This is a genomic window from Mycobacterium sp. 852014-52144_SCH5372336 (assembly GCF_001665615.1).
GTDB classification, from domain to species: Bacteria; Actinomycetota; Actinomycetes; order Mycobacteriales; family Mycobacteriaceae; genus Mycobacterium; species Mycobacterium neumannii_A.
In genome coordinates this window covers 15,351-40,016 of sequence record NZ_LZSW01000042.1, presented here as the reverse complement: position 1 = coordinate 40,016, position 24,666 = coordinate 15,351, and the positions used below count along the sequence as shown (strand labels likewise).

Annotated in this window: 23 protein-coding genes; 6 read left to right on the top strand and 17 right to left on the bottom strand. The window is 67.4% G+C overall.

Features of this window, described 5'->3' with window-relative positions; all coding sequences use genetic code 11:
- Window positions 1-21: 21 nt before the first annotated feature.
- The 3 genes from A5759_RS08880 to A5759_RS08870 form a co-directional block, all read right to left on the bottom strand.
- Window positions 22-1,422, bottom strand: coding sequence for an aldehyde dehydrogenase family protein (locus A5759_RS08880; RefSeq protein ID WP_068196376.1), 1,401 nt, complete (start codon window positions 1,420-1,422; stop codon window positions 22-24).
- 213 nt (window positions 1,423-1,635) lie between these two features.
- The gene (locus A5759_RS08875; RefSeq protein ID WP_068196374.1) at window positions 1,636-2,571 is read right to left on the bottom strand and encodes a class I SAM-dependent methyltransferase; all 936 of its coding nucleotides are present in this window, start codon (window positions 2,569-2,571) and stop codon (window positions 1,636-1,638) included.
- Between the two features lie 54 nt (window positions 2,572-2,625).
- On the bottom strand, window positions 2,626-3,261 hold the full coding sequence (locus A5759_RS08870; RefSeq protein WP_068196643.1) for a TetR/AcrR family transcriptional regulator: 636 nt from the start codon (window positions 3,259-3,261) through the stop codon (window positions 2,626-2,628).
- Window positions 3,262-3,406: 145 nt separating this feature from the next.
- On the opposite strand from A5759_RS08870, the gene A5759_RS08865 reads away from it, so the two are divergent.
- On the top strand, window positions 3,407-3,973 hold the full coding sequence (locus A5759_RS08865) for a TetR/AcrR family transcriptional regulator (RefSeq protein WP_068196371.1): 567 nt from the start codon (window positions 3,407-3,409) through the stop codon (window positions 3,971-3,973).
- A 14-nt stretch (window positions 3,974-3,987) separates the two neighbouring features.
- Window positions 3,988-6,156: an FUSC family protein gene (locus tag A5759_RS08860; RefSeq protein WP_068196368.1), complete on the top strand. Its 2,169-nt coding sequence runs from the start codon at window positions 3,988-3,990 to the stop codon at window positions 6,154-6,156.
- Here A5759_RS08860 and A5759_RS08855 read toward each other — a convergent pair.
- Entirely contained in the window at window positions 6,137-7,105 is a 969-nt protein-coding gene (locus A5759_RS08855) for a pirin family protein (RefSeq protein WP_068196365.1), read from the bottom strand. The genes A5759_RS08860 and A5759_RS08855 overlap by 20 nt on opposite strands.
- A 91-nt stretch (window positions 7,106-7,196) precedes the next feature.
- Here A5759_RS08855 and A5759_RS08850 point away from each other — a divergent pair, with 91 nt between their 5' ends.
- Window positions 7,197-7,466, top strand: a complete 270-nt coding sequence (locus tag A5759_RS08850; RefSeq protein WP_068196357.1) for a hypothetical protein — start codon at window positions 7,197-7,199, stop codon at window positions 7,464-7,466.
- 18 nt (window positions 7,467-7,484) lie between these two features.
- Here the strand turns inward: A5759_RS08850 and A5759_RS08845 are convergent, their stop codons facing one another.
- Window positions 7,485-7,793, bottom strand: coding sequence for a hypothetical protein (locus tag A5759_RS08845; protein WP_068196354.1), 309 nt, complete (start codon window positions 7,791-7,793; stop codon window positions 7,485-7,487).
- Between the two features lie 283 nt (window positions 7,794-8,076).
- Here A5759_RS08845 and A5759_RS08840 point away from each other — a divergent pair, with 283 nt between their 5' ends.
- The 3 genes from A5759_RS08840 to A5759_RS08830 all read left to right on the top strand — a co-directional run bounded on the left by A5759_RS08840 (window position 8,077) and on the right by A5759_RS08830 (window position 10,705).
- On the top strand, window positions 8,077-8,376 hold the full coding sequence (locus A5759_RS08840) for a hypothetical protein (protein ID WP_068196350.1): 300 nt from the start codon (window positions 8,077-8,079) through the stop codon (window positions 8,374-8,376).
- 104 nt (window positions 8,377-8,480) lie between these two features.
- Window positions 8,481-9,863: an acyl-CoA dehydrogenase family protein gene (locus A5759_RS08835; protein ID WP_068196347.1), complete on the top strand. Its 1,383-nt coding sequence runs from the start codon at window positions 8,481-8,483 to the stop codon at window positions 9,861-9,863.
- A 29-nt stretch (window positions 9,864-9,892) separates the two neighbouring features.
- Window positions 9,893-10,705 carry a DUF427 domain-containing protein gene (locus A5759_RS08830; protein ID WP_068196344.1) on the top strand — a complete coding sequence of 271 codons (813 nt, stop codon included), beginning with the start codon at window positions 9,893-9,895 and terminating at the stop codon, window positions 10,703-10,705.
- On the opposite strand, the gene eccD is transcribed toward A5759_RS08830, so the two are convergent.
- The 12 genes from eccD to A5759_RS08770 form a co-directional block, all read right to left on the bottom strand.
- Entirely contained in the window at window positions 10,702-12,228 is a 1,527-nt protein-coding gene (gene eccD / locus A5759_RS08825; protein ID WP_068196341.1) for a type VII secretion integral membrane protein EccD, read from the bottom strand. The two genes, A5759_RS08830 and eccD, sit on opposite strands and share 4 nt — an antisense overlap.
- Window positions 12,225-13,601 carry a MinD/ParA family protein gene (locus A5759_RS08820; RefSeq protein ID WP_068196338.1) on the bottom strand — a complete coding sequence of 459 codons (1,377 nt, stop codon included), beginning with the start codon at window positions 13,599-13,601 and terminating at the stop codon, window positions 12,225-12,227. Before A5759_RS08820 ends, eccD begins: the two co-directional genes overlap by 4 nt.
- An 89-nt stretch (window positions 13,602-13,690) precedes the next feature.
- Window positions 13,691-13,990: a WXG100 family type VII secretion target gene (locus A5759_RS08815; protein ID WP_064394651.1), complete on the bottom strand. Its 300-nt coding sequence runs from the start codon at window positions 13,988-13,990 to the stop codon at window positions 13,691-13,693.
- 28 nt (window positions 13,991-14,018) lie between these two features.
- Window positions 14,019-14,318 carry a WXG100 family type VII secretion target gene (locus A5759_RS08810; protein WP_064394652.1) on the bottom strand — a complete coding sequence of 100 codons (300 nt, stop codon included), beginning with the start codon at window positions 14,316-14,318 and terminating at the stop codon, window positions 14,019-14,021.
- A gap of 85 nt (window positions 14,319-14,403) precedes the next feature.
- Complete coding sequence (locus A5759_RS08805; protein ID WP_068196334.1) at window positions 14,404-15,699, bottom strand: PPE family protein; 1,296 nt, start codon at window positions 15,697-15,699, stop codon at window positions 14,404-14,406.
- 50 nt (window positions 15,700-15,749) lie between these two features.
- Window positions 15,750-16,043, bottom strand: coding sequence for a PE family protein (locus tag A5759_RS08800; RefSeq protein ID WP_068196332.1), 294 nt, complete (start codon window positions 16,041-16,043; stop codon window positions 15,750-15,752).
- Window positions 16,044-16,209: 166 nt separating this feature from the next.
- The gene (gene eccCb / locus A5759_RS08795; protein ID WP_066846599.1) at window positions 16,210-17,967 is read right to left on the bottom strand and encodes a type VII secretion protein EccCb; all 1,758 of its coding nucleotides are present in this window, start codon (window positions 17,965-17,967) and stop codon (window positions 16,210-16,212) included.
- Complete coding sequence (eccCa, locus tag A5759_RS08790; RefSeq protein ID WP_068196331.1) at window positions 17,964-20,195, bottom strand: type VII secretion protein EccCa; 2,232 nt, start codon at window positions 20,193-20,195, stop codon at window positions 17,964-17,966. The genes eccCb and eccCa overlap by 4 nt, the downstream gene beginning before the upstream one ends.
- A complete protein-coding gene (gene eccB / locus A5759_RS08785; RefSeq protein WP_068196329.1) occupies window positions 20,192-21,664 on the bottom strand; it encodes a type VII secretion protein EccB in 1,473 nt (490 codons plus the stop codon). The genes eccCa and eccB overlap by 4 nt, the downstream gene beginning before the upstream one ends.
- 2 nt (window positions 21,665-21,666) lie before the next feature.
- Entirely contained in the window at window positions 21,667-23,388 is a 1,722-nt protein-coding gene (eccA, locus tag A5759_RS08780; protein WP_068196638.1) for a type VII secretion AAA-ATPase EccA, read from the bottom strand.
- Window positions 23,381-23,863 carry a secretion protein EspD gene (locus A5759_RS08775; protein ID WP_068196327.1) on the bottom strand — a complete coding sequence of 161 codons (483 nt, stop codon included), beginning with the start codon at window positions 23,861-23,863 and terminating at the stop codon, window positions 23,381-23,383. Before A5759_RS08775 ends, eccA begins: the two co-directional genes overlap by 8 nt.
- Window positions 23,853-24,632 (bottom strand): ESX secretion-associated protein EspG, encoded by a 780-nt coding sequence (locus tag A5759_RS08770; protein ID WP_197506008.1) that lies wholly within the window; start codon window positions 24,630-24,632, stop codon window positions 23,853-23,855. The genes A5759_RS08775 and A5759_RS08770 overlap by 11 nt, the downstream gene beginning before the upstream one ends.
- Window positions 24,633-24,666 lie beyond the last annotated feature (34 nt).

Below are 24,666 nucleotides of genomic sequence, written 5' to 3'. Positions count from 1 at the left end.
CCACCAACTACACCCGAATCGCTAAAACAGGCGTTTGGCGAGCTTCAGCGCCTTCTCTGTATACGGGGGATAGATGAACGCGCCGACATCGGGTCGGGTCGGTTTGGTCATCACGGTCTTCTTGTGACTGAACTGTTCGAAGCCGTAGCGGCCGTGGTAGGCGCCCATGCCCGAGGGCCCGACGCCGCCGAACGGCAGCTTGTTCGTGGCGAAGTGGAACAGCAGGTGGTTGACCACCATCCCGCCGGCCGGCACCTCCTTGATCACCCGTTCCCTGATGCTCTTGGTCTTGGTGAACAGGTAGGCCGCCAGCGGCTTCGGCCGCGAATTGACGAAACTGATTGCGTCGTCAAGTGATTGGACCGTCACGACGGGCAGGATCGGGCCGAAGATCTCGTCGGTCATCAACGGTTCCGCCGGGTCGGGGTCGACGACGACGGTCGGCTGGATGCTGATCTTCGACGCGTCCGAACCACCGCCGACGACCACCTCACCCTTGGTCGCGGCCAACGCGTCGGTCAGCCGCCCGAAGTGGCGTTCGTTGACAATGCGTTTGCCGCCGGGGTTCTCCGACTCGAACGTCGTCACCGCCTCTTTGATCTTGTCGACCAGCTTGTCGCGGATCTTCGCGTCGGCGAGCACATAGTCGGGCGCGATGCAGATCTGCCCGGAGTTGATTAGCTTCGTCCACGCGATGCGCTTGGCCGCGACATCGATGTCGGCATCAGCGGAGACGATCACCGGGCTCTTCCCGCCGAGTTCGAGCGTGACCGGCGTCAGATGCGGTGCGGCGCCTTCGTAGACCTTGCGGCCGATCTCGGTGCCGCCGGTGAAGCAGATGTGGTCGAAGCCCTGCGCGATGAGCTCCTGGCTGACGGAGCCGTCGCCCTCGACCACCGCGATCGCGTCGGAGTCGAGGTAGCGCGGCACCAGTTCGGCCATCAGCGCCGACGACGCCGGACAGACCTCCGAGGGCTTGAGGACCACGGTGTTGCCCGCCGCGATCGCCCCGATCGCCGGGCCGATCGTCAGGACGAACGGGAAGTTCCACGCGCCGATGACCAGCACCGTGCCGAACGGTTCGTATTCGACCCAGCCCCGACCGGGCAGCTGCGACATCTCGAGCAGCCGATAGCGGCGCTTGGTCCACTTCTTGACGTTCTTGGCGGCGTCCTTGGCCTCACCGGCGGTGCTCGCGATGTCGGCCAGCCACGCCTCGAAACGGTTGCGCCCCAGATCCTGTTCGAGCGCGGCGGCGATGGCCTCCTCGTTCTCGACGGCGAGGCGTTCGATCGCCTTGAGCTGCCTTATGCGCCACTCGATGTCCCTCGTGCGGCCGGTTTTGAAGGTCTCGCGCAGGCGACGCACGATGCTGGGGATGTCTTCGGTGGCTTGTGCCGGAGTGGCGATATCGGTGGTCATGGGGAGTCCTTCCTGACCCGAGGAATGCCCCGATCCTAACCAACCGGTTGAACCGCCCAGAAGGCCTCGCGCCTTTTCCGCGTGAGCCCTCGCGCATGCGGGCCGTGAGCCCTCGCGCTAGCCGGCGAGCGACCGCGTTTGCCCGTCGACGCGCCGCGATTCAGCGTACGAACGCGGTCGCTAGCGGGGCTTCGGTGCCCGACGCGCGGTAGATCAGACCTTCTGAGCGATGACGAACTCGGAAAACCCGTCGTCGTTCGTGTACTCCTCGGGAAGCACCCAGCGGCCCAACCGACGCATCTCCTGTTGCGAGGTCACCGCCGTCGACCGCCAGCCGTGCGCGTCGAGCCACTCCGAGACCTCAGCGCGGTCGGGGTCGTTGTACATCAGCTCCGCGACGTCGACGGACTCCTCCATGCCGAGCTGCGCGCGCACTTTCTCGAAACGTTCCCGCATCTGCTCGCGTCGCTCCTCGGCCTGCACCCCGACCGTCTCCACCGAGACGCGGCTGCCCGGCGCGCTGAGCGCGGTGATCTGCTCGAAGAGCCGGTCCTGGGCATCGGCGGGCAGGTACATCAGCAGACCCTCGGCCAGCCACGCGGTCGGGGCGTCGGGGTCCAGACCCGCTTCCCGCAGCGCGCCCGGCCAGTCCTGGCGCAGGTCGACGGCCACCGCGACGCGCTTGGCGGTCGGCAACACGCCTTCCTCTGCCAGCCGGGCGGCCTTGTACTCGAGCACCTTGGGCTGGTCGATCTCATACACCGACGTCCCCGCCGGCCACGGCAGGCGGTACGCACGCGAGTCCAGCCCCGACGCCAAAATGACGACCTGCCGGATACCGGCCTCGACGGCATCGGTGAAGTACTCGTCGAAGAAGTGCGTCCGAACCGCCTGGTAATTGCCCATGTGCTCGAAGATCGCGGCGACGTCTTCATCGGCGTCGGCAATCTTGACGCGGGTCTGTGGGTCGAGCATGACGTCCCAGACGCCGCCGCCGGCGCCCGCGACCAGAACTTTGGCGTAGGGATCGCGGATCAGCGCGTCCTCGCGTTCGGTCTCGGCGGCTCGGGCGGAGGCCACCATCACCGCGGTGGTGCCCACGCTGGTGGCGATGTCCCAGGTGTCGTCTTCAGTGCGCAGCGAACTCATCGTCCGCCATCGTAGCCGAGAACTTAGCCGAGCTACCGAGCGTGGGGACGTCGGTCAGGTTTGCAGGCGCCAGAGGTTGTTGGACATCAGGAGCTCGAACTGGCGCACCACCGCTTTGAGCTCTTCGTGGCTGCCGACGAAGCCGGCGTAGAAGCCCATCCCCCACATCACCGCGACCAACATCTCGACCAGCGAGTCGACCTCGGTGTCGGTGGTGAGCTCGCCGCGTGCGATCGCGTCATTGACCGCCCAGGCCACGAACTCGCGGGAGTGCTTGAGCGAGTCGTGCTCCTCGTCGCTGAGCTCCGGATGGCGCTGGGCCTCGAGTACCGACGTCACCAAAAATGCTGCTGCCGAACGATCTTCGGAATCGGCCTGCATCGCCGCGGTGAAGTACGCCGACAACCTTGCGAGCAGTTTGGTTTCGTCTTGCGCACGCGCTTTCCCCGCGTTGACTATCGCGGCGTTGGTCTGCTGCACGACTTCACGCCATAAAACCTGCTTATTGGCGAAATAGTGGTTGATCGCGGGGCGGGTCAGATCCGCGCGAATGGCGATCGCCTGGAAAGTCGCGGCATCGTATCCGAGTTCGCTGAAAACCTCGCGCGCGGCTCCTATGATGCGCTCACGCGTCTCGGCAGCCTTCGCTGCGGGGGGACGACCCGGACCTCTACTCGCCGTATGCGGCACGGTCAAATTGTGCCACACGTCACTTACCTCTTCAGACGTCCGCTTCGCCCGTGGCTCCGACCAGCCTTTTATCAGCAAATGGCGGACTTTGCGGTCGGAAATACAACGTAGAGAATCGGCCCGACTTAGAACTAATGTCCACGTAATGGGGAGCGTCGTATCGCGGGACGGTTACTTCGACGTGGGTATCGAGATCCTGTCCGACCTGGGATACGGAGGTCTGAAGCTCGCGGAGGTCTGTCAACGCCTCGGTGTGACCACCGGCTCGTTCTACCACTACTTCCCGAACTGGCCCGCCTACACCAGGGAACTGCTCGCACACTGGACACAGGAACGCACCGTGCGGGTGATCGAAGCGGTGCGCGCCGAGCCCAACCCGCGGCGGCGCATCGACGCCCTGTTCGAGTCGGCCTTCGACGTGCCGCACAGCGCCGAATCCGCCATTCGCGTGTGGAGCGCGCTGGACCCGCACGTGCACGAGGTACAGGTGGCGGTCGACCAGCAGCGCTTCGACATCCTGTACGAGTCGGCGTTCGAGATCCTGCAGCACAAGAGGCAGGCGCAGCTCTTCGCCGAGTGTGCGGTGTACGTCTTCGTCGGTTATGAGCAGACGACGTTGCCGCGCGACCCCGAGGGGTTGCGATGGATCTCCGCGGAATTGCGGGAGGCCCTCGACGACGGTCGGTTCGCGACGGTTCCCGACAGCGATTAGCGCGGGCATCGGGGTTGTCGCTCACTGAAGTCGTCGCCCCGGTGTGGCGCCACGCGGAGAACCGACTGCGACGGCGCGATCCCGAACTCGACGCGCTGCGCCGTGCGATCCGCGCGGCGATCGTGCTCCCGATCGCCGCCGCGGTGAGCTTCGCGGTCGGCGGCGGGACCCAGACGCCGATGATCACGATCTTCGGATCGGTCGCGTTGCTGATCCTGGTCGACTTCCCGGGAAACCGGCCGGCTCGCGCGCTCGCCTACCTCGGGCTCGCCTTCAACGGCGCCGTCCTGATCACGCTCGGCACCCTGGTGGCTCCGCATCCGTGGCTCGCCGTCGCGGCGATGTTCGTGCTCGGGGTGGTGGTCACGTTCTCCGGGGTGCTCAGCGAGATCATCGCCGCCGGGCAGCGCGCCACGCTGATGACGTTCGTCTTGCCCGCGTGTACTCCCCCCGGGCCCGTACCCGATCGGCTGCTCGGCTGGTTCATAGCCCTGGTGTTCTGTGTGCCCGCCGCGCTGTTCCTCCTGCCGCCGCGCCACCACGACGAGCTGCGCAGCGGTGCCGCGCGCGTGTGCGACCGGTTGGCCGACTGTCTGCAGGGCACCACCCCGGCCAGGAACGTGACCCGGGCGATGAACCAACTGTGGGAAACGTTCCTGGGTGCCGACTACCGACCCGTCGCGCTCACCGCGGGCAGCCGCGCCCTGGTCCGGGTGGTCGACGATCTCGGTTGGCTGTCAGACCGGATCACCGACGGCACGGGGCAACTCCTCGGCGAGATGAAATACCCGCTCATCCGGGTGCTGCGCGATTCGGCCGCAGTACTGCAGATCTCCGACGTCTCGACCCGCGCCGCCCGCACCGCGGACCTCGACGCGGCGCTGACCGAACTGCGCGAGATCGCCCAGGGGCACTACCGCGAGGACATCCTCGAGATCCTCGCATCGTCGTGCGAGGCAGACGCGATCACCGTCGGCCGCAATCTGCTTGCGCGACGCACCTTTTCGGCGACGGTAGGCGTCACCGGCCGGATCATCCGCAATGCCGCCGCCGCCGACGCGCGCCCGGTGTGGGCGCGGGTGCTGGGCCGTGGCCTGCCCAAGACCGGCACCGCCGACTGGGTGATGCCGGAGACGACGGCCGTCGCAGCGATCACCCGCGGATTCCTCGCCACCCGGGCAGTGGTGTTGCGCAACAGCATTCGCACCGGGCTCGGCTTGGCGCTGGCGGTTGCGGTCACTCACCTTTTCCCGCTCGAGCACGGCTTCTGGGTCGTGCTCGGAGCGATGTCGGTGCTGCGCAGCAGCGCGCTGACCACCGGCACTCGGATGTTACGAGCGGTCGCCGGTACCGCGATCGGATTCCTGCTGGGCGTCGGGCTCATCGAGCTCGTCGGCGTCGATCCGGTCGTCATGTGGATGCTCCTGCCGACGGTGGCTTTCGGGTCCGCCTTCGTTCCGGAGGTCGCGTCCTTCATCGCCGGCCAGGCCGCGTTCACGATGATGGTGCTGATCATCTTCAACCTGATCGCGCCGACGGGATGGAGCGTCGGGCTGATCCGCGTGGAGGATGTCGTGGTCGGCGCACTCGTCGGGGTGGTGGTGTCGGTCCTGTTGTGGCCGCGCGGGGTGGGTAACCGGTTGGGACGCGCCATCGACGACGCGTTCGCCGTCGGCGCGACGTTCCTCAAGGCCGCGGTGCTGAGGGTGACCCGCGGGGCGTCGGAGGAGGCCGCCGATCGGGTCATCGCGTTGAGTCAACAGGCGCTACGGGCGACGCGGACCGTGGACGACGCAGTGCGACAGTTCCTTTCGGAGGGTAGCGGGCCCACCGATATCCGCGGGCCCGCAGTGCGATCGGCGAACCGGGCCATCCGGCTGCGTGCCGCCGCCGAACTGATCGCCGATGTCGTTCCCCCGCCGCACGGAATCTATCCCCGGACAAGGGGGGTGCTCGAAACCCACGCCGAGGCGATCTGCGCGAGGGTCACCGGCGGCGCGGTCGATCCGCCGCCACCACTCAGCGACGATTTCGTGACGGCGCTGCGCGCCGAGGCCACCGACGACGACCTCGCGGTTCCTGCCGCGCTGCCTTTGGTGGCCGTCGCTGCCCATCTCGGGGCACTGAACCTGCTGTACCCCAAAGGTGCACCGGCGCGGTCGATCAATGACGGTGAGGCATGAGGGCGTTCGGAGGAATCTGTCCGAACCTGCCCGCCTGGTAGTCCTCGAGCGCCTCGATGAGTTCGGACTTGCTGTTCATCACGAACGGGCCGTACTGGAACACGGGTTCGCGAATCGGGAGGCCGCCGAGGATCAGTACTTCAAGCGCGGGACGGTGAGCGTCCTGGCTCCGGTGCGCTTCCACCTTGATCCGGTCGCCGGGCCCCAGTACCGCAAGCTGGCCCTGGTGGATCGGGTGTGCGACGGGGCCGACCGTACCGCGCCCGGACAGCACATAGACCAGCGCGTTGAAGTCGCGTCTCCAGGGCAGGTGAAGTTGCGCACCGGGTTGAATCGTGGCATGTGCCAACGTGATCGGGGTATGCGTCGCACCAGGGCCGACGTGGCCGTCGACGTCGCCGGCGACGATTCGGACCAGCGCGCCACCGTCGTCGGACGACAACAGCTTGACCTGGCCGCCCTCGATGGCCTGGTATCGCGGCGTCGCGAACTTGTTCTTGCGGGGTAGGTTGACCCACAGCTGGATGCCGTGGAATATGCCGCCGCTTTCGACGAGTTCGGCGGGTGGTGTCTCGATGTGCAGGATGCCCGAGCCGGCGGTCATCCACTGAGTGGCGCCGTCGGTGATCAGCCCGCCGCCACCGTGGGAGTCCTGGTGCGCGAATCGGCCGTCGATCATGTAGGTGACGGTTTCGAACCCGCGGTGCGGATGCCAGTCGGTGCCTCGCGGTTCTCCCGGCTCGTACTCCACCTCGCCCATCTGGTCCATGTGAACGAACGGATCGAGCTCGGCGGCCGAGACCCCGGCGAAGGCGCGGACGACAGGGAAACCCTCACCTTCGAAGCCGCGCGGCCCGCTGGTGATCGACCGGACGGGGCGGTCGGTGTCCGACGGCCCGGCGGTGGTGATGCGGGGAAGGGTGAGCGTATCGGCGGTAACTGCAGGCATGCACGGAATAACCGGACTGTAGTCCGATACATTCCCCTGCCTGTGGATAACTCCTCGCGGGGTGTCACACCCTGGAGCTAGGCTTTCGTACATGCGTTCGAATAAAATTTCCGATCTGCTCACCACGCTGGAGGCGCTGTACCGAGAGCTTGCAAGTGTCCGGCTCGACGGTTTGACGCGCACCGAGCTTTACGCGCTCGTCGAACAGCTCGACAAGCTCGACGGTCGCGTCGCGGCGCTCGAGCTGCGGCTGTTCGGCCGCCTGCTCCTTGACCGGAGCGCGACTCCGCGGGATGTGGCCAGGCGCTTGCGTATTTCTCCAGGAGAGGCGCAGCGGCGGCTGGGCCAGGCGGCTTCTTAGCCATGCGTGGGAGCGCGGTCAGTCCGCCTTGGGCTTGAGCGTCCATGCGGGGATCCAGTGCGTGACGGGTTTCCGGCGCGCGCCGTAGGCGATTTCGTAGGTCACCAGCCCCCACCAGTAGCCCTGCTCGCACAAGCCCCAGCACGTCAGCCGCCCTTCGACGACCGCGTGCATCTGCAGACCCGCCGGGTTGTAGCCGCCGACGGCGTGCGGCTCGCGCGGAAAGACCGCGGCCAGATCGACGAGCACGGTGATCGGCGGATCGACACGACGGAAGGCTTGCTGAACGGGCTGCCCGTTGTATCCGATGCCTTTCAGCTCGCCCATGGTTCGATCATACGTTCGAACACCTGGTAGCTGAACGCGAACCGACCCGCGCCCGCGAGCGTGCGGCCGGCCCCGCCGCTCACCGCGCCGGCAGTGGGCCGGTTCGGCCGTCCGAACATGGGCAATCGGCTGCCCCGCAGCACTATTCCTGCCATCCGGCAATCAATTTCTGCCATCGGAATTAAATCCTTTGACCACGTGGTTTCCAAGATCAGCTGCAGCTACGAACCGCGACACATGCCACGGCTCGGATACGAAACGAACAAAAGAAGAAGGCTCGAAAATGAAGAAGTTTGGTATCGCTACCGTCGCCGCTAGCGCCCTTGCCGCCGCTCTGATCGGACTGGCCGCACCCGTCCAGGCCGCACCATCCGGACCCGGAAGCGCGCAGCAGACCATCAACGAGCTGGAATCTCAGGGCTACCACGTGATCGTGAACCGCATCGGTAACGTCCCGCTGGACAAGGCGTCCGTGGTGGCGGTGCGCCCCGGTCAGACCTACACCCAGACCGACAGCCTGGGCGTCGGCGGTGACCGCAACACCCGGGTGATCAACAAGACGATCTATGTAGACGTCAAGTAGCTACCCCGCGAGACAGGCCCCCGGATGCACCCCCTGGCATCCGGGGGCCGTCCATTTCAGCGAACAAGTGTTTCGGAATGCGCAGGCGTGGCTAACACACTGTCGTGGCCTTCGACCTGACGCCCACCGAGGCGCAGCACGACCTGGCGCGACGGACCCACGAATTCGCCGAAGAGGTGGTCCGGCCCGTCGCGCTCGACTACGACGAACGCCAGGAGTTCCCCTGGCCGGTGCTCGAGGAAGCCGCCACGCGCGGCTTCTACAGTCCCCTGTTCTATCGCGACCTCATCGGCGACCCGACGGGGCTTTCGCTACCGATGTTCATGGAGGAGCTCTTCTGGGGCTGCGCCGGCATCGGCCTTGCCGTGGTCATGCCCGCACTCGCGCTGTCGGCCATCGGCCAGGCTGCCTCGCCCGAACAGATGCTCCAGTGGGCACCCGAATGCTTCGGCACCCCAGGCGATCTGAAGCTGGCGGCACTGGCGATCTCCGAGCCCGAGGGCGGCAGCGACGTCCGCAACCTCCGGACACACGCCCGGCGCGACGGCGACGACTGGATCATCGACGGCCACAAGATGTGGATCGGCAACGGCGGCATCGCCAACGTGCACGTGGTCAACGCCGTCGTCGACCAGGAACTCGGACACAAGGGCCAAGCGCTCTTCATCGTCCCCGGCGGCACCCCGGGTCTGGAGATGGTCCGCAAGCTCGACAAGCTCGGCTGCCGCGCCTCGCACACCGCGGAGCTGAAGTTCAACGGCGTGCGCGTCCCCGCCGACAACCTGCTCGGCGGCCAGGAGAAACTCGACTACAAGCTGGCCAAAGCCCGCGAAGCCGTCGAAGGCGCCAAGCACTCCGGCTCGGCGACGCTGGGCACCTTCGAGCAGACGCGGCCGATGGTCGCCGCCCAGGCCCTCGGGATCGCCCGGGCCGCACTCGAATACGCCACGGAGTACGCCAACCGGCGAGAGGCGTTCGGCGCCCCCATCATCGACAACCAGGGGATCGCGTTCCCACTCGCCGAACTGGCGACCACGCTCGACGGCGCCCGCCTGCTCACCTGGCGCGCGTCGTGGATGGCCGCCAGCGGTGTCCCGTTCGAACGCGGCGAGGGCTCGATGTCCAAGCTCGCGGCCAGCGAGGTCGCGGTCCGCGCCACCGAACGCGCCATCCAGACAATGGGCGGCTGGGGCTACATCACCGACCATCCCGTCGAGAAGTGGTACCGGGATGCCAAGCTGTACACCATCTTCGAGGGCACCAGCGAGATTCAGCGGGTCGTCATCGCCAATGCACTCGGCGCCGCCGACGGGAAGCCCCCGCTGCACTTCGACCTCGAACCGAGCGGTGGGCCGTTCAACCGCATGTTCGGGCGCGGTACGCCGCTACGCGGTCGGGCCGCCGATGCCGCGCTTTCGGCCAAGGACCGGGTGCCCGCGCCGATTATGCGGTTGGCGATGAACGTGTTGCGCCCGCCTCGCAAATGACTCGCGGATAAGCGGACAAGGGGCGCCCGATGGCCGTTCGGATGGCCGCCCTGCTGCGCGCAAACCTCGACGCCCTGCGGTACGAACCGACGCCGAAGCGGATCCGCGTGGCCCTTGCCGGTGAACCGCTCGTCGACACCTGCGACGCCGTGCTGGTGTGGGAACCACGCCGGATCCTGCCGACGTACGCGGTTCCGGTCGCCGACCTCGCCGGGCAGTTGGTGCCCGGGGGCGCCGAATCCGGCGACGACGACGCGGATCGCCCCGGCGTCGACCGCGCGGTGCTCGATCCCACGGTCCCGTTCGGCACCCACTCGTGTCCCGGTGCCGAGTTCGACGTCATCGCCGGCGAGGAAACGGCACCCGCAGCGGCCTTCCAACCCGAGGACCCCGACCTCGCCGACTACCTGGTGCTCGACTTCGGCGCGTTCGAATGGCGTGAAGAAGACGAGCCGATCGTCAGCCACCCGCACGATCCGTATCACCGCATCGACATCCTCACGAGCAGCCGCCACGTCCGCATCGAATCCGATGGCCACCTGCTCGCGGAATCGAAGCGCCCGCTGCTGCTGTTCGAGACGCATCTGCCGGTGCGGTACTACCTGCCCCGTGAAGACGTCGTCGCCGAACTCGTCGACAGCGACACCGTCACCTACTGCGCATACAAGGGACGGGCGTCGTACTTCTCGGTGCCCCACGGGTCACGCGACGTCGCGTGGACGTACCGCGATCCTCTGCCCGACGGCGAACGCGTTCGCGACCGCATCTGCTTCTTCGACGAGCGCGTCGACGTCGCCGTCGACGGTGTGCGACAGGAACGCCCCGCGACGCAGTGGAGTTAGAAACGCAAGTTGCGCAGCAGGTCGTAGACGCCGGCGATCCACAGCAGCATCGGGATCATCGCGGCGATCGCGGCGCCGTCGAGCAGTTCGAGGATCCGCTTCGTCACCGGTGAGATCCGGCGCACGCTCGCCGTGGCACCGACGGCGGTCAATGCGACGATGCCCGCGAGCGCGTAGATCGCCAGGACCGACCAGGCCCTGTCCGGATACCACAGGCACAGCCGAACCATCACGCCCGTCGGGATGGCAACGGTAGCCGTCAACAGCGCCCAGGCACACCATCTTTCGGCATACAACCGGGACCGGAATCCACAGATCACCGCGGTCAGGCCCGCGACGATCATGCTGTGCACGAAGAAGTGGCCCTGCGTCAGGACCGCGATCGCGCCGACCGACAGCACGAGGGCGCCCGCCGTGACGAATCCGATCAACAGCCGCCTGGCCAACTGACTGCGCTCGTGCAGGCGCGTCGCCGACTCCGGAACAGAGGCGATGATCGCCTGCCAGGTCGGCGACTCCTCCTCGCTGTGCGATGTCGCGACGGGATCGAGCAGTTCGTCGTTGGACACCGTCTCCCCCGGGGCCGGGATCGGCGGCAACGCGATGCGGGCGACCGCGACGGTCAGTTTGGCGGCATTGGTGACCACGATCAGACCGAACGCGATCGCTCCCGTGGGCACCCACTGCTGCCATCCGTAGCCGAAGGCCACCGCCGCAGCCGTCACCGCGATCGACGCGATCGCGAGGAACGACGCCAACTCCGCTCTGCGGCGGGGCCCGCCGCGTGTGGCCAACGTCAACAACAACACCACCGCGGAGGCACCCGCGATCTGCGGTGCGCCCAGCGAGTCGACGCCCCGGGGAAGGGGGACGGCCAGGGCCACCGCACCCGCGAGCGTCGGCAGCGCCGCCGTCAACAGGCTCTCGGCCAGGTCGACGTTCCGGTAGCGGTTGTGGGCCACCGCGCTACCGCCGAGCAGACCCAACCCCAGCACTCCGAGAGCGGCCGCCCACCACCAGTCGTGCCCGGCGCGCGACCACGCCAGCATCGCCATCACCGTGACGACCACGGATACCAGCGGAATCGCCACTCCGACAAAGCGGTTCAGAGCCGAGCGGTCGAACTCCGGCGACTCGTCCAGTACGGCGATCGCGTCGATGACATCCTCGACGAGCGGTCGATAGCGCTCGGTGCGGCTGACCGAGACCAACGTCAGCAGTGATCCGTCGACGACCCCCGCCTCGTCAAGCGACTCGCTGAACCTCAGAGGCGGCGCACCCGGCCTGGCGAACGCCCACACGCCCTGTGCCTTGAAGTCGAACCCCGCCAACACATCCTTGGGTGTGTCCTCGAGAAGCTCGGCCAGCACCGAGACGGTCTCGTCGATGTAGGTTTCGATCGGCGCCGCCGCAGGCAAAACCAGATCGGTCATGCGCCGTCCGGTGAGGATGGTGACCCGGGTGGTCGACGGCCGCCCGGGCGTGACGCTCGAGGCGGATGTCGCTGCGGCGGTTGAGGTCACCGGCGTTCGAGCCTGTCGAAGTCGTCGGACAGGGCGGCGGCCAGCTCGACGATCCGGCGCCGGAACGTCTTGCCGAGCAGATCCAGCTGGATCTCGGTGCCCGCTGCGATGTGCTTGTCGTACGGCAGCACGATGACCCGCCCCGGCGGTACGTGGCGCTCGAACTGCGCGACGAGATCTTCGACGTCGATGTTCGGCTTGCCGGACACGATGTGGTTGATCACCACGCACGAGCGGCTGAGCAGATCCTGATATCCGTTCTGCCGCAACCAGTCCATGGTCATCGCGGCCTGCCGGGCGCCGTCGATCGACGCGCTCGCCACGATGACCAGGCCCGAGACGGTCGACAGCACCCCGCGAGCGGCGGGCTGGAACAGTCCGGCTCCGCAGTCGGCGAGCACGAGGTTGTAGTAGCGCGACACGATGTTCGTCACGCCCTTCCAGTCCTCGTCGTTGAACTCACGCCGGGCTCCGCTGTACTCCTCGCTCGAGAGCACCTCGAGGTTCGCGCCGTTCATGCTCGTGTAGGCGCGAATGTCGTTGTAGCGCTGCAGTTCCTTGTCGGCGAGCAGATCGGCGATGGTGGCCGCGGACTGGCGGCCGCCCCGGTCGGCGAGGTTGCCGCCGTCGGGATCCGCGTCGACGGCCAGGATTCGGTCGCCGCGTACCTTGCTCATCGCCGAACCGAGCGCGACGGTCACGGCGGTCTTGCCGACACCGCCCTTGAGCCCGAACACACCGATCTGGTAGGAGTCCCTGGCGTTCCGGCGAATCCGGGTGTGCAGTTCCATCTCGTAGAGCTCGTCGGGCGACAGGCCCAGGTTGATCCGCGTCAGCATGTAGAGCACGTGGCGCCAGCCCCGCTGCGAGGGCATCTTCACCGCTGACTTCACCCCGACATGCGACAGCGCGTCGATCGCGCGGTGATTGCCGATGGTGGCCGCGGACGTCTGCGCGGGCGGGGCACTGGCGAGAGCGCCGTTCTTCTCCGATTCGGTGAAGTGCTGGCTCGGCGCGGGTGCGGGCGCAGGCCGCGGCGCCGGTGCAGGCGCCGAGCGTGGCTGCTCGAACCGTGCGCCGGCCGGTGCGCCGCTCATCGGCACGCGCATCATCGAATTCGGTTGCGGCGGCGGTGGTGTCGACCGCGCGGCCGGCATCTGCGTGGTGATCTCGTTCTGCTGCGGCGGCGGCGCCTGTTTGGTCTGTCCGACCGACACCGTCGGCCCCGTCATCTCGACAGGGACGTGGCCACTGGGCATGGGTGCGGGCGGGCGCGTGGCCGCACTGGTGGTGTCGCGATCCACTGCGTCGTCGTCGGCTGTTTGGACAGCGTCTCCCGCGGAGTGGAAAAGCCGGTCATAGTCTGCCGACATGGGAACCTCTCTATGTAGTCGCTAAGCGAGGACACACGCGGTGGGCAAGACCCCCCGAAGGATGAAACCTGCCCACCCGCGTGCAGTTCCTATCCGCCGAACGAGCTTTCGATCATCTTGTCGGCCTGGAACATGGTCCCCCCGCTTCCGCCTGCCTCCTGAATGGTGGCGGCGAGTTGCCGGAGGGCGGCGTTGAGCTCGGCCGAAGCGGTGTCCCAGCGCATCTGCACGGCCTGGTAGGCCTCCGAGCTGGTGCCGCCCCAGACTCCGGCGAGAGCGGTGAGAGAGGCCTTGCCCTCCTCGAGCAGACCCTCGGTCCGGCCGACGGCGGTGTTGATCTCGGCCGACGACCCGTCGATCGCCGCGTAGTTGTAAACCTTTTCGCTCATGGTGTGTTCTCCGTTCGTCGGGTTGGGTTCAGAACTGCATCGCGGTCGACAGCGCCGCGGACTGGTCGCTATCCGTCGCGGCGTACTGCGCGCCGGCGGAGTGGATGTTGGCCGAGATGTCGTTGAGCGCCTGGACCTGACGAACGGCGGCTTCGTGGAAACGCATCAGGGCGGCTTGTGCGGCCGAGCCGGCCTCGCCGATCAGCTGCGCGGACAGGGCGCCTGCCGTGGACTCCACCTGCCCGATGACGGCCTGCAGCTCTCCACCGATCCGTTCGAAGTTCGCTGCCTCCTTGGCGAGGACAGCAACGTCGGTATTCATTGCCATGCTGGATACTCTTTCTCTCTTCCTCTGTCCTCACCATCGCTGGCGAGTCTTTCCGGTCGGGTGACCGGGAAGTCGTGGTGGACGATCACCAGTCGTCGTCCTCGTCTTCGCCGAGGTCCTGGGGTAGGACCCGCGGCGCCGTCAATCCGTGCTTGCTTCCCCCGCTGGTCGCTCGCTGGCCCATCTGGCCCATCGGTCCGGCACCGCCTCCCGCGCCGACCGGTGCCAGCCCGGCACCGCCTGCGCCGGCTGCCGCGCCCGGCCCGCCGGACATCGCGGCGGGCTGACCGATCAGGTCGGCCATCAACGGGGTGCGGGCCATCGTCCCGCCCGCACCGGGCAACGACGCGGCTCGCACGAGCCCCGCGCCGGACGTCGCCCCCGAGCCACCTGCCAGCGGGTGATTCGACAGCGGGCTGGCCCCGACCAGGCCCACCTGCATCTTCTCGCTGCCCAAGCTGCTTCCGAGCTGGGTGAACAACGAGGTGACCTGTTGCAACGGCTGGGTCATCTGCTGCACCGGCTGCATCACCATCTGCATGCCCTGCTGCGGCACCTGCGCCAGCGACGACCCCAACTGCGACGCCATCTGCATGCCCATCTGCATGCCCTGCTGGGTCATCTGGTTCGGGCTCGCCGCCCGCTGGGCGAGGTTCTCGGCCTTCTGCACCTGACCCTCGGCCTGCTGGGCCGACATGCCGATCTGGGCGGTCGCGCGTCCACCCTGCAGCACCGCCGACTCCATCGAGGCCTGCGTGCTCACCTGCGCGATCACGGCGTTGCGCATGGCCGTCATCGGCGCCGACGCCGCAGCGTACCCAGCCGCGACCGCCGTCGCGCCGGCGGCCACACCGGGCATCACGATCGGCTTGGGGGGCATGATCGGTTCGAACAGGAGGTTCACGGCGGTCTCGGCCTGGTAGACGTCCATCGCCCCGGCCGCTTGGTTCCACATGCGGACGAAGTAGTCGAACTCGTTGACCCCGATCGGCACCGTGTTGACGCCCAGGAAGTTGGTGGCTTCGAGCACCGCGTGGGTGATGTGGTTCTGCTCGATCTCCGGCAGCGGCGGCGTGGTGGCCATCGCCAGGCTGTAGGAGTTCGCCTGCGCGGTGGCCTGCAACGCCCGCTTTTGGGCCTGCGCGGACACGGTCCGCAGCCACGCCACCATAGGCATCGTCGCGGCCACGACCCGCTCGCTGGCCGTACCACTCCACACCGCTGTCAGCGACGCCAGGCTCGCGGCCAATTCGTCTGCCTGTGTTTCCAGCGAGATCGCCAACGCCTCCCAGCCCGCGGCGGCCTGCAGCATCGGCGCCGCGCCCGCGCCGGCCATCAGCCGGGCGGTATTGAATTCTGGCGGCATGGCGTGCCAGAACATCGTCTAGGTCTTCCCTGGTTCGTCGAGTGAGGGTGTGCGGTGGTCCGCGCTCAGAACGTCGTGGCGTTCGCGCCGTCCACGGCGGTGTAGATCCCGGCGCCTTCGATGACGGCCGCGCCCATCCGGGCCAGTTCCTGCTGGGCAAAAGTGTTCATCGCGAGCGTTTCCACGCCCTCGGCCGCGAAAGCGACCGCCGCCTGCGCCGACACCTCATCGGCACCGGCCGGAACCAGTGCGGTGACCGCCGCACCGGCAGTGGTGCCCGCGGCGAGGCCCCGGGTGCCGTTAGCCACGACCTGGGCGCCGACTCCGACCGCACCCGGATTGTGCATCAACGGTTCCATCTGTTCGTCTCCTCGTGGGTCATGAATTCAATGCGTATGAACTTGTGCACGCTCGGACGCCGCTGTCCGCCAGCCAGGAACCGTTCCCCGACCTCTTTGCCAAGGCCTTGCCACAAAATTTGCTGGCGTGTCTCGACCAATCTTAACCGCGGCCCAGGGGTGCTCATTACACAACTTCTTCCGGGGGGTCCACATACGCCGCCTGGATGACTTCCTTGCCATCCGGTGAGACCAGAAATCCCTGGCCGGGGGGACGACGCTTGAGCCTGACCTCACTCGAGGGAAACTCCTGTTTCTCCCCCGAGAGAAACAGCGTCGGAGATCCGGCGCCGTACGCGGCGCCCACGAACTTGTCCATGGTGGCGCGGTGTGCCTGGCTCATCTGACAGGTGACGATGATGTGCAGGCCGATGTCGGCGGCCGCGGGCAGCAGCGGAAACAGCGGAGCCATCGGCGGCACCACACCACTGGCGGCCACGATCATGTGCCAGTCGTCGACGAGCAGCACCACATCCGGCCCGCTCCACCAGGACCGGGCGCGCAGCTGGGCCGTGGTGAGGTCCGCGGGCGGGAGCCGCCTCTGAAGGTTGATGGCGAACGCCTTGATCGCCTCTTCCAGGCTCGCGTTATTGCGGTTGATGGCGCCCGCTGCCAGAAGATGTGTCTCCGGAACCGCGTCCAGCAGGCCGGACCGGTAGTCCGCCAGCATGAATCGCACCTGGTCCGGGCTGTTGCGCGCGCAAATCGCTTGCGCGACAGCGTGTGCGATTCGCGTCTTGCCCGACTTGGGCCCACCGAAGATCAACATGTGCGGTGTGGTGTGCATGTGGTTGTAGGCCACAGCCATGTCGGATTCGCGCAGACCCAGCGGCACCGTCCACCGGGTGCGGTAGTCGGCGTCCGGGCCGGGCGGGTTGGGGTCCAGGTGGTGTAGGTAGATGCGTTCGGGCAGGACGCGCACCTTGGGTGCCTGGTCGGTGTGACGCGCCGCGATCACCTGGACCGCATCGGACATCGCGGTGACGAGGTTGTCGGCGCTGTGCACGCCGTCGAGCCGCGGCACTCCGATCATCAAGTGGTGCTTCTCCATCGACACCGCGCGGCCGGGCCGGTTGGCCGGGATCTCGCGGGTAATGCGGTCGATCTGCGTCTCATTGACGTCGCCCAAACGGAACTCGACCTTCGTGCCGAGGTAGTCACGCACGCGGGCCTTGAGCTCGGTCCAGCGCGGCGTCGAGATCACCGTGTGCACACCGAACTGCAGACCCTGGCCGGCGAGATCCTGCACGACGGGCTCGAGGTCAGCGAACTCCGCGACGAATGCCGGCCATCCGTCGATGACCAGGAACACGTCGCCGAACGGATCGGCGGCCAGCGGATGGTTCGCGTCATCGCGCATCTCGCGATAGGCGGCCATCGATCCGACGCGGTACTGCTTGAACATCGCCTCACGTTGCCGCAGAACGCCTTTCATCTCGGCGACGACACGGTTGACCCGGTCCGGCTCCGAGCGCGTGGCGACACCGCCGACGTGCGGTAGGTCCTCGAGGTACAGCAGGCCGCCGCCGCCGAGGTCGACACAGTAGAACTGGACCTGCCGGGGCGTGTGGGAAGCGGCCGCCGAGAGGATCAACGTCTGCAGGAAGGTGGACTTGCCGGTCTGTGGTGCGCCGCCGACGGCGATGTTGCCGCCTGCCGACGACGTGTCGATGCCCCACACCTCCTGGCGGTGCCGGCGCGGTTCGTCCATGATGCCGAGGCCGAAGCGCAGCGGCTGACGCTGCCGGTCGTTGGCGATCAGTTCGTTGACCGGTGTCGGATCGGCCAACGGCGGCAACCACATCCGATAGGCGCGGGTCTCTCCGGTGGTCAGCTGGTCGAGGACCACCTCGCGGAGCACCCGCTGGTCCGGTTCGATGCTCATGACGTCACCGCCGTCTCCGGAATCGGCGCCGCGGTGAACGGCCGGATTCGCAGCCGGGTCTGACCGTTGGTCTGGGGTCGTGCTTCCCCGTTGTCCTGCCGCGCGGCGGTCGGCACATAGTTGACACCGGTGTAGACGCTGTGGAACTTGACCGGGTCCTCCATGCCGACGCGAAGGAAGCCGACACCGCTTTCCTTGTTCGTGATGTACTGCGCCTCAGGGGTTCCGATCACGGCCTTGGATTCGGCGGAACTGGTGGTGCGCAACGCGATCCGGTAGGTCAGGTTCGGCTCGAGCTTGTCGATGCGCACCCCGCCGGTGTTCAGCGACTGCGTCGCCAGCAGCAGGTGCACCCGCAACGAGCGGCCCACCCGGCAGATCCGGTCGAACAACGCGATGAAGTCCGGGTGGTTCTGCAGGAGTTCGGCGAACTCGTCGACCACGACGAAAAGCGTTGGCAGCGGCGGCAGGTCGGCCCCGCGTTCGCGATGCTTTTCGTATTCGGCGACGCCGGACAGCGCGCCCGCCGCGCCGACCTGTATACCGGCCTGCCGCAGGATGGACTGCCTGCGGTCCAGTTCACCGCTGAGCACCTCGCCCATGCGGCTGACCAGCTCGGCTTCCTCTTCCATGTTGGTGACGACGGCGGCGGTGTGGGGCAGCTTCTCCATGCCCAGGAATGTCGAGCCACCCTTGAAGTCGGTGAGCAGCAGGTTGACCTGGTCGGGGTGGTGGGTGGCCGCCAGCGAGAGGATCAGGGTGCGGAGAAACTCCGACTTGCCCGAACCCGTTGTCCCGATGAGCATTCCGTGCGGACCGGCACCGAACTCAGCGCCTTCCTTGATGTCGAGGTGCATGATGTCGCCGGTCTTGAGTTCGTGACCGAACGGGATACGCAGCCGGTCGCGGTCGGTGTCGCTGAACATGCGCCACCGCGCCGGGGTCACCTCCTCTATCGATTGCGCCCCGACCAGTTGATGCCATTCGGTGGCGACCTTCTTGTGCACCCGCACGCTCTTGTCGATGATCGTGCCGGTGATCGACCAACCCGCCAGCTTGCGCGCGATGCGGGCGGCCTGCCCCGGTGTCATCCGATCGACCGTCGACGTGATCAGCCGGAAGGTCTGGTTGGGCAGCCGATCGTCGGCGGTGCCGTCGTCCGCCACCCGGATCCGGTAGGCCGAGCCGCGGTGGTTGCCGAGCGTGATGACCGTGACCCCAGCCCGGCCGTCGACCGGGAATCCGGCCTTCCCGCCGGTCAGGTCGAAGACGACGACGTATGGTCCGCTGGGCGCCGCATCCGCGGTGTGCGGGCCGCGCGCGGTCAGGTCGCTCAGGCCGTCGGGACGGGTGAAGATCATCCGGGTGGGCCCCGCCGCGTCCGTGTCGGTCTGATGCTGTACGTGCGGTAACCACTTGAGCCAGGCCCAGTTCGGGTCCTCCGGGTTCTCGATGAGCACCCGCATCTGCAGCAGGTCCGGCGGATGGAACACCGCGAGGTGACAGACCATGGCGGTGAGCAGCCCCGCAGCACCGTCCGGGTCACCGCCGATCGCGATGGTCGGAAAGGAGCGCAGCTGCAGGAGTTTCGGGCAGTCGTGGATGAGCCCGTGGGTGCGCAGGAACTTCGTCACCCACATGTGGCTCACCGGTTCCAGGTGCGGTTGCGGCGCGCCCTGCGGACCGGCCAGCTCCCCGCCGACCGCCGGCTTCAACAGCCGGTCGACCGCGGGTTCGGTGCCCAACCCGATCCGGGTCGCGGCGTAGAAATCGGCGTTGCTCTGCCGGGACCACTGGCGGTTGGTGCCGATGATCGACAGCAGGTCCTGCGGGTGTGGCGCGTGGTAGTTGAAGAACGTCACCTGAGCCGCCGCCGAGGACGTGACACGGGTGCGGAGCCCGGCCAGGTAGCGGAGATATTCCTTACGGTCGGCGTTGATTTCGGGGACACGTTTGCCGCCGGGACCGCCACCGGCCATGAAGCCGACGGTCGCCATGACCATCATCAGCGGCATCATCAGCATGTACGGCGACAGTTGCCGGATGCCGGTGAAGATCATGATCGCGATCATCCCGAGCATGCCGCCACCCATCACCCACGGCAGCGCCTTCTGGATGCCCGACGGCGGGATCTCGACGCCCAGGTCTTCCGGCGGTGCGACGTTGATCTCGCCCGGCGTCAGCCTCGGGCCGCGCTTGATGATCGGGGTGAACTTCTTGGTCGTCATCGGCCGCCTCCGGTCTGCGCTGCGGCCGGCTCGGCGACAGAGTCCCCACCGACCCTGCGCGGGTTGGGATCCGGTGGCAGGGTGTCGTGTTCGATGAGCGCCGCCTCTTTCGACAGCACCGGGCCGTCCATCAGAAGTCCGACCACCTGCCACGGCGCGGTCGTCGGACCGTTGAGCCCGAGTGTCTTGCCGGTGTCGGCGTTGGGCAGCCCGTACCGGACGCCCTGCGGATCGATGTAGTAGAGGCTCTCGCCGTACCGCGGATCGGGCGACTGCAACTGGATGTACTGTCCGCCGTCGATGTAAACCGTTGCCTCACCCCCGATCTGTTCGATGCCGGTGCCCATCGCCGACGGTGCGATCGGCAGGTGCCGCCCCGCGATCACCGTCGTCTTCGGCGCCTGATCCCCCGGCTCGCGCTGCCACGCCCAGCACAACGTCGGGGTGTCCTCGCGCGGCAGGATCTCCAACGGCTTGTCGGGCAGCGGTGAGGCGAAGACATGTTCGGGGATACGCGCGACCACGCTGGCCTCCACCGACGGCGGGGTGACGAGCCCGAACGAGTTGGTCGCGCGCAGCGCGGCGGCGGTGGTGTCGTTGATCCTCGCGACACCGTCGGGCAGTACCACGAAATGCTGTTCGCCGTCCTCGGTCAGCGCCTTGAACACCGAGCCGATTACGAGATTGGGCGGCAGCCCAACCGAATTGGGAGCCCCCAAGGCCGGGATGTCGGGAAGACGCCAGGGGCCCGTGTTGGGAAGCGCGTTGAACAACCCCTGCGAAATCGGCGTCGCCCGCGCTGTCACCGGGACTCCGACCGCCGAGGTCACCGCGCGATCGGCGAGATCGATGTCGTGCCTGCCGCTTTCGGTCACCAGCCAGATGTCGTTCTCGTAGGAGACCAACATGCCCTGATCGGGGCGCATCGGCGCGACCGAGGCGTCGGTGACCAGGGGCCGGACGATGATCGACGATTCCAGGTTCGGCGCCACGCTTTCGGGCTTGGTGACGGTGTCACACAGCGTCCACATCGAGTTCGCGCCGCCGACCGGCGTCGCGTAAGGCGCCCCGGGGATTCCGATCGACTGACCCTTCGGCATGCGGTTCAACTCGTCGGACTTGACCGCCACCGGTGTCCCGGCGTTACCGAGCACGAGCCGCGCCGAGGTCAGGTTGTACACCGGCCGCAGCTGACCGCTGCCGGGCAGTACCACATAGAGCTGATTGGTGTTGCGATCGACGAGAAGCGTGTCATCGCCGCGCTTTCCGAGCGGCTTGAAGTAGGCCAGCAGCGCGGCACCCAGGCATACCGCCACCGCGATGATCACGCCCGCGGAGACGGCGCGGCTGTAGAACTGCAGTGGGTCGTCGAACATCCGGGTGTCGCGGCGCACGATCGCGTGCTCGACGCGTCGCAGCAGGAAGCGCCAACCGCTGACCTGCACCTTGGTGGTGAGCCGGAATCCCATGGCTAATCACCGATGCTCAGACGTGCGTGGACCGCGCCGATCGCGGCGGCCATGTCCTCACCGTTGATCTCGCTGAGCTGTTCGTCGCCAAGGCTGTCGATGTCGAGTGAACGGGCCAGCCGCATGTCACGGTTCTGTTCGCCCGCCTCGACCAGTTGGCGGGCATAGCGGCCGTTGCCTGCGATGTCGAGCGCGGGTTTGCCGTTGAGCGTACGGCTGCTCAACAGGGTGGCGGCCTCGAGCACCTGCTTGGCGGCCTGCTCGTCCAGCGACGAGTCATTGGCCTGCGCAATCACTTCGGCGATCTCGACGATCTCGCCGGGGGTGTAGGAGTCGAACTCGATGCGGGTGGCGAACCGCGACCGCAGGCCGTCGTTCGATTCCAGCAGGCGGTCGATGTCGGCGCTGTAGCCGGCGATGATCACCACCAGCCTGTCCCGGTCGTTCTCCATCCGGGCGAGCAGCGTGTCCAGTGCCTCGGTGCCGAACGGGTCGGCGCGGCCATCGCGTTCCTGCACCAGTGTGTAGGCCTCGTCGATGAACAGCACACCGCCGAGGGCGCGGTCGATCGTGCGGCTGGTCTTGACCGCCGACTGCCCCTCGTACTCGGCGACGAAGTCCTTGCGAGAGGACTCGACAAGCTTCGGCTCGGTGATGACGCCGAGGCCCGCCAGGATATTGGCGACGACACGGGCGATCGTCGTCTTGCCCGTCCCGGGCGGACCGGCGAAGATCATGTGCTTGGACGTCTGTGCGACCTTCATCCCGCGCGCCGCGCGGATCTTCGCCATCTGCGTCGCGGCACGGTAGGCCTCGATCTGCTCCTTCACCCGCGTCAGCCCGATCTGTCGGTCGAGTTCGGCCTGCGCCTCGGCGAGGAGCCGCTCGCGACCGGAGGTGTCGGCCTCGACGCTGTTCGGGTCCCACGGATCCTTGCGCGCCGCGATCTGCTCCGCGGTCGTGGTCGTGAGCCGGTATGACGGGTCGCGGAGTGCTTCAACGACTTTCGGGGCGGGATGGGTGGCCTGCAACCATTCCAGCAGTGCGACCGCCGACTCTTCGTTGCCCTGGCTGCGGCGCGTCATCGCCAGGAACCACGCGATGGCCGGGGCGCACGCCTCCCCGGCGGGTGAGGAGTTGGACTCGGTGAGCCGTCGTTCGGCCTCGGTGAACAGCCCGAGGTTGGCCGCCGCGACGCCGTGCGCCACACCTGCGGCCGCGGCGAGGAACTTGTCGGGCCACGCGGCGGCGCCGCGGACCTGGTCGATCACATCGGTCCAGCGCTCGGCGGCGGCGTAGATCACGGCCTTGATCCAGGCCACCAGGTGCTCGGCCCCGGCGGCCGGGGCGTCGTCGAGAGCCTCCATCGCGTCGGCGTAGTTGCCGATCGACGCCTCGTTGGCGGCGAAACCCATAGTGATGGCCAGCGGCGAATTCACCGGGTAGGTGATGTCGCCGAACCCCCCGCCGATCGGCACCCGAGCGTTGAGGCTGTTCATCGAGATCTCGGCCGAACCGGCGAGCTGACCGAAGTTGGCGCGGGAGTACCAGGCGCGGAACAGCGTGACCCTGTCGGTGTCACCGCAACGGATGCGGCCCACCCATGCGTCGCAGGCTGATTCGTCGAAAGTGGTGATCTCCGTGAAGATCTCGAATGAGCGGGCGGGTGTGCTGGCCAGCATGCCGACCGCGCTTCCGAACAGGCTGGCGAGATGCTCAGTCATGGTCACCGGCATATCTTGTCCTGAACACGCGGGTGCGCTCGGCGCGGGCTTGTTCCGGGCTGGGAAGGCCGAGATCGCGGGTGAGGAAGTCGCGGGTTGCCGCGTCGTCGTGGCCCTGTTGGCGCATGCCCTCGAGCATGCTGACGTATTGCGTCGACTTCGCGTCTTGGCTGGCGAGCCCGGCGACGACGAGGACCTCTTCGGCCAGCTTGGCCTCTGTGAGCCCACTTGCTCTGGGAGATAGCTTGATTCGACTGATCCGGCCGTCGGACAAGGCGCTGACGGAGACGGTGCCGGGCGGATTGGTCACAGTGGCGACGGGGAGCGGCGGTTCGGTGGCGCCGGTTGCGCCCGGGCCGTAGCCATCCAGGGCGTCGAGCACGGAGTCGTCGGAGACCTCGGGTGGGCGGAAATCGAGCGCGGCCATGTCGTCGCGCTCGTCGTCGGCATCGTGTTGGGACCGCTCATCCACCATGCGCGGCCTCTGCTGGGTCGAGCGTGGCGTGCTCGAACCACGTTCTGGACGGCAGGAATTCGATCAAGCCGTCCAGCGCACGCTGCAGGTTCTCGGTGCTGCCGGGCAGGAAACTGCCATACAGTTCACCGCTCACCCGCCGGGGAATCGACACGATCCGTCCGTACTTCGAGTCCAGCACGCCCGCGGCGACGTCGGCTTGGGTGAACGTTCCGCCCGGATGCCGCTCGATCGCGGTGATCTCCGCCCAACTCTCCGGGTCGGCGATGATGTCGGCGTAGGCGCGCGCCGACGACGGGCCGATTCCGTAGGCCGCGATCTGGTTTGCGTCACGGCATGCGGCGAGTTTGCTCGCCACACCCGTCAGCGGTTCGACGTCGGCCGGCGTCGCGGTGCCCAGCACCGTCATGACCATGGCCGCCAAACCGACCTGGGGAGCCACCCGCTGCAACACGAGCATGTCGCCGTCACGGGCCGCGACGACATGGCGGTCACCTTTGCGGCAGACCACGAAGCGGATCAGCTTGCCGCCGACGTCGCGCCGCCACCAGCGTGCTTCCAACGTGCGGTCCGCCCGGCTCAACGTGTCGACCATCGCCGCCACCTCGGGGTGCGGGTGGCCGAAGACGTCGAGCACGCCCTGTGCGGTCAGATCGCGAGCGACCTGATCCCACACGCGGTCGCGCAGTTCCGGCTGGGGGATGTTCAGCCGGATGCCCAAGGCGGTGGGGAATTCCATCAGGCCGAGCCGGTCGGCGATGACCAGCATGCCGTCGATGGTGACCTCGACGCCCACGACGTCG